Origin of the sequence: Clostridium sp. (assembly GCF_029267215.1) — a bacterium.
Taxonomy (GTDB): domain Bacteria; phylum Bacillota; class Clostridia; order Clostridiales; family Clostridiaceae; genus Sarcina.
In genome coordinates, this window is record NZ_JARIDH010000041.1 from 1 (window position 1) to 4,955 (window position 4,955).

General features: G+C 26.4%; 3 protein-coding genes, 1 tRNA gene, 1 rRNA gene and 2 pseudogenes. 3 read left to right on the forward strand and 4 right to left on the reverse strand.

Annotated elements, in window-relative coordinates; translation table 11 throughout:
- Positions 1 to 30: 30 nt before the first annotated feature.
- Positions 31 to 106 (forward strand) — tRNA-Lys (locus Q1K13_RS06855).
- Positions 107 to 371: 265 nt separating this feature from the next.
- Here Q1K13_RS06855 and Q1K13_RS06860 read toward each other — a convergent pair.
- Complete coding sequence (locus tag Q1K13_RS06860) at positions 372 to 851, reverse strand: PTS sugar transporter subunit IIA (protein WP_300348760.1); 480 nt, start codon at positions 849 to 851, stop codon at positions 372 to 374.
- 697 nt (positions 852 to 1,548) lie between these two features.
- Between Q1K13_RS06860 and nagE the strand changes: the two genes are divergently transcribed.
- Positions 1,549 to 2,997 carry an N-acetylglucosamine-specific PTS transporter subunit IIBC gene (gene nagE, locus Q1K13_RS06865; protein ID WP_300348762.1) on the forward strand — a complete coding sequence of 483 codons (1,449 nt, stop codon included), beginning with the start codon at positions 1,549 to 1,551 and terminating at the stop codon, positions 2,995 to 2,997.
- A 136-nt stretch (positions 2,998 to 3,133) separates the two neighbouring features.
- Here the strand turns inward: nagE and Q1K13_RS06870 are convergent.
- The 3 genes and pseudogenes from Q1K13_RS06870 to Q1K13_RS06875 form a co-directional block, all read right to left on the reverse strand.
- Positions 3,134 to 3,332: pseudogene (locus Q1K13_RS06870) on the reverse strand (IS3 family transposase); the annotation flags it as partial.
- Positions 3,333 to 3,369: 37 nt separating this feature from the next.
- Positions 3,370 to 3,518, reverse strand: a pseudogene (locus Q1K13_RS13075) (IS3 family transposase); the annotation flags it as partial.
- A gap of 142 nt (positions 3,519 to 3,660) precedes the next feature.
- Positions 3,661 to 4,179, reverse strand: coding sequence for a TetR/AcrR family transcriptional regulator (locus tag Q1K13_RS06875; RefSeq protein WP_300348764.1), 519 nt, complete (start codon positions 4,177 to 4,179; stop codon positions 3,661 to 3,663).
- 590 nt (positions 4,180 to 4,769) lie between these two features.
- Here Q1K13_RS06875 and Q1K13_RS06880 point away from each other — a divergent pair.
- A 16S ribosomal RNA gene (locus Q1K13_RS06880) occupies positions 4,770 to 4,955 on the forward strand; the annotation flags it as partial.

Here is a 4,955-nt window from a genome sequence, read left to right on the forward strand (position 1 = left end):
GGGAGAGTAAGTGGTCGCCAGGTTTTTTATGATTTGCTAGCTCAGTCGGTAGAGCACGTGACTTTTAATCACGGTGTCCAGGGTTCGATTCCCTGGCAGATCACCAAAACTCTCTTATTAATTTAAGAGAGTTTTTTTGTAAGAACATATATATTATAATTTTTAATTAAAATGCTTTTTATTAGTATCTAATTACTGTAAATATATATGGTATAAAGTGTAAAATTGAAAATCACGCGATTAAATATGTTTACATAGATAATATTGATTAGAGTATATTTAAGATATGTTTAATATAACTTAATTTTTAAAGAATAAGATACAAAGATTTAATTATAATATAAAAAGCTGACCAATTGGTCAGCTTTTTATTATTTAACTTTATAAGTTAAAACAGTATCATTTCCAGCAGTAACTGTTTCACCTATAACGGGTTTCATTTCTTTTATGATATCTGGGTTAGTTATCAAAACAGGAGTGTGTAATTTTAAGCCTTTCCCTAATATAAACTCTCTATCTATTTTTAAGATTGGAGTACCAGCTTTAACTTGTTGTCCTGGCTCAGTTAATCTTTCAAAGCCTTCTCCTTCTAAAGATACGGTATCTATACCAACGTGGACTAATAATTCGATACCATTACTTAGTGTCATAGCAAAAGCATGATTAGTTTTGAATATTAATGATAATTCTCCATCAGCAGGAGCAACTATTGTATCACCAGTTATTTCTATTGCAACTCCATCACCAGCCATTTTTTCAGCGAAAACTTGATCTGGTACTTGTGATAAATCGATAGTTTTTCCAGTTGCAGGAGCAACTAATTTTAAATCTTTTTTAAAAAATCCAAACATATTAATTTTCTTATCCTATTTTAAGGTTAAGAAGTTCACTTCCTTTCTATATATAGAATCAAATATAAAAAAACAGGCATAAGTTTAGTAGAACTTATGCCTGATTTAACAGTAACATGTTATATTTATATTATATAGTTTTTACTTTTATAAGTCAATACTATTGTCATACAATAGTATTGACTTATAGAAGTATACTTATATTGTATAAGTTTTGTTTGCTATATAGGATGAAAATTATTATTAACAAATATTTAATTTTTTTAGTTGACATGTCAAAAAATATATAGTAATATGTAAATGTAAACAATTTAAATAGAGTATTAATAATTTATTGTAAGCGTATAACCATTAAATTTGGATATTAGCTGAAAAGAAGTACTATATTCTTTTCAGCTTTTTTTATGTGTAAAATTAGCAATTATTAAATTGATTATAAATAGTTATAAATATCTAGTATATAAAATAATGAATATCTATATAAAAAATTTTAAAAATATAAAATAGTATAAATTTATAATACTTATTTAATATTTTAGAAAAATTTTTACATAGGTATTCATAAAAGGAGCAAATAAATATTATTTATATCAAATTAGTGATAAAATTAGAATACCTTAAAGTTTTTAGAGAAACAGACTTTAAAGACAGACAAAAGCTTAATAATAAGCGAGGAAACTTATAAGGAGGAATGAAAATGAGTAAAAAAAGTTCGAAAATCCTAGGCTTTTTACAAAGAATAGGTAAAGCATTAATGGTTCCTATAGCAGTAATGCCTGCATTAGGAATATTATTAAGACTTGGAGACAAGGATTTATTAAATCTTCCTTGGTTGAAAGCTGCAGGAGGAGCTGCTTTTGGAAATAATATGGCAATGCTTTTTTCTGTTGGGATTGGTTTTGGTCTTTCAGAAGATAATAATGGAGTTGGAGGTCTAGCAGGTCTTTTAGGATATTTAGTTATGACCGGGGTTGCAAAGGCATTTGATCCATCTATAAATATGAGTGCATTCGGTGGTGTTGTAGCAGGTGTTACTGGAGGGCTTTTATATAATAAGTTTAAAGATATTCAAGTTCCTCAATTCTTGGGATTCTTTGGTGGAAAGAGATTTGTTCCAATAATAACTTCAGCAGTATGTGTTGTCTTAGGAATATTCTTTGGATATACATGGCCAACATTCCAAGCAGGATTAGATGGATTTGCTGATATAATGGTTACAGGTGGGGCTTTAGGTGCTGGAATATATGGATTCTTAAATAGATTATTAATACCAATCGGATTACACCATGTTATGAATACAGTAATTTGGTTCCAATTAGGAAGTTTTAAAGATCCTATTACTGGACAAATAGCCACAGGTGATATTACAAGATATCTAGCAGGAGATCCAACAGCAGGAGTTTATACTGCAGGTTTCTATCCAATAATGATGTTTGGTTTACCAGCAGCATGTTTAGCAATGTATATGTGTGCTAAAAAGAAAAATAAAGCCATTGTTGGAGGTATGTTCTTATCATTAGCATTAACAGCTTTAATAACTGGTATAACGGAACCAATTGAATTCTCATTTATGTTCTTATCACCAGTTTTATACTTCATACATGCAGTATTAACAGGTATATCATTAGCAGTTGCATATGTATTAAATGTTCACTTGGCTTTTAGTTTTTCAGGTGGCTTAATTGACTACATACTATACTTTGGTAAAGGTCAAAATCAATTTATGTTATTGTTAATGGGTGCAGTTGCATTTGTAATTTACTATTTTTTATTTGTATTCTTTATTAAGAAATTCAATCTTAAAACACCAGGTAGAGAAGATGATTTTGATGATGATAATTTTGAAGAAACAGAATCTAATGGTACAAGAGTTTCAGCATCAGGAAATAATCCATCAAAAGGTGGTACATTAGCAGAAAAAGCAGATATTGTTTTAGCTGCGCTTGGTGGAAAAGAAAATATAGAAGTTTTAGACAATTGTATAACTAGATTAAGATTAACATTAAAAGATGCTTCTATAATAGATGAAGCTGCTCTTAAGAAAGCAGGAGCTAGTGGAGTAATGAAGCTAGATGGAAAAAATGTTCAAGTTATAATGGGAACATTAGCAGATCCTTTAGCGAGTCAAATGAAGAAATTACTTTAATTTTAAATTATAATTTAAATTGAAAATATAAAAAGTTATAAGCTAATTAAATTGTATCCTTTGTTAGGGATAGTTTAAAAAGGCCTGTTCAACATAAAAAAAGATGATTTCTGTAATTAACAGGATTCATCTTTTTTTAATTCCATTGAGGTATATAGTTATTATTATAATCATCTAGTTCTTTTTGTAGTTCTTCAAAAGTTAATATATGTTTCATATTTTAAATGTCCAAAGAAGGATTCTTACGGGGAATTATCAAAACAATTTCAATGTCTAGATATAGAATGTAATATTCAATTTTCTTTAAGTTTAATTTGAAAAATCAGATTTGTATATTGATAATATTTGTAAAACAGATGCATTATACAAATATTTGCCTTGGTACTTACCATTTTCATTTTCTAATATAAATAATATTTTAAATTTTTTATCATATGTGATTATTTTGGTGCTTACTTTTTTACATATTTATTTTAAGATAATATTGCTATTCTTTTATTTGTAAATAATTTTTTACTAATTTTAATATTTCTTAATAATCGTTTATTTAATTATACATAAAAGTACCCTATAAAATAGACTTCTTTAAATTGTCTATTATACAGGGTACTTTTTAAATTGATTGTAACTTTTTTATATTCTTAATTAAACTAAAAAGTAATATTAAATATTTAATAATGTAAAAATATCATCAATTGTTAAATCTGATCTAGAGATAAGAATTAAGTTATTTAATAGGAAATAAGAAAACTTACTTGATGAAATATTAAGGTTAATTTCTCCTTTTTTTATATGAATATCAATAATATTTTTTATCACACTACACATTGGTTCTATAATGTGATGATTTTTTGAAGTGTGTTTATTCATTTCAGAAAATATAAGTATATAGTTGCTTAAAAACTCATTTATATTTTCAGATATTATAGAAATCTTTTCTCTAAAAGAAATATTATCATTTATTATTTGAGTAGATTTATTTAAAATTATATTCCAATCATTTGTTAGTATTTCAAATACTAATTTTTCTTTGTTCTTAAAATAATTATAGAATGTACCAGTCCCTATATTACATTCTTTAGTAATATTTCGTATATTTAAATTTATATAACCGCTAGAAAGCAATTGTTTTTTTCCTTCTATTAAAAGATCTTCACGAGCATTTTTTATTATCTTAGGCATGAATAGAGCCTCCTTCAAATGAACTATATAAAAATTATAGTATTTAAATTTATTAAATTCAAATAAAGAGAAGTATTTAGTTAATATAATCGTAGACAACAAAGGAATAAATAGAAATAAATATAATAGTAAAATACTTTAAAAAATATAACTAAATATAAAATCAACTAAAAAAATTATATATAACATAATAAAAATAAAGTATTTAATTATAAATACTAAAAAATACATAATAGCAATAAATATGTAAAAAAACCATTTAAACTTTTCCAGGCGTATCAATATATGAATTATATCGTATATTAATGAAATATGAAGTAAATTAATAATAAATTTAATAAATAGATATATACTTAATACAGAGAAATAATATAAGTGATAAGATGAATATCGTCACTGAGATACAAGTTAATAACTCAACAAAACAAATTAAAGGTTTTGAAAAAAGTTGTTGACAAAGTTCAAAAGTGATGATATACTAAACTAGTCGCTTGAAGGCGATGAGGAAATGGTCTTTGAAAATTAAACAGAAGATATTAACAAAAACCAGCAATTCTTTTAACAAGTAATATGAGTATAGATTAAACTTTTAAATTGAGAGTTTGATCCTGGCTCAGGATGAACGCTGGCGGCGTGCTTAACACATGCAAGTCGAGCGATGAAGTTTTCTTCGGAAAACGGATTAGCGGCGGACGGGTGAGTAACACGTGGGTAACCTGCCTCATAGAGTGGAATAGCCTTTCGAAAGGAAGATTAATACCGCATAACATTGAGAG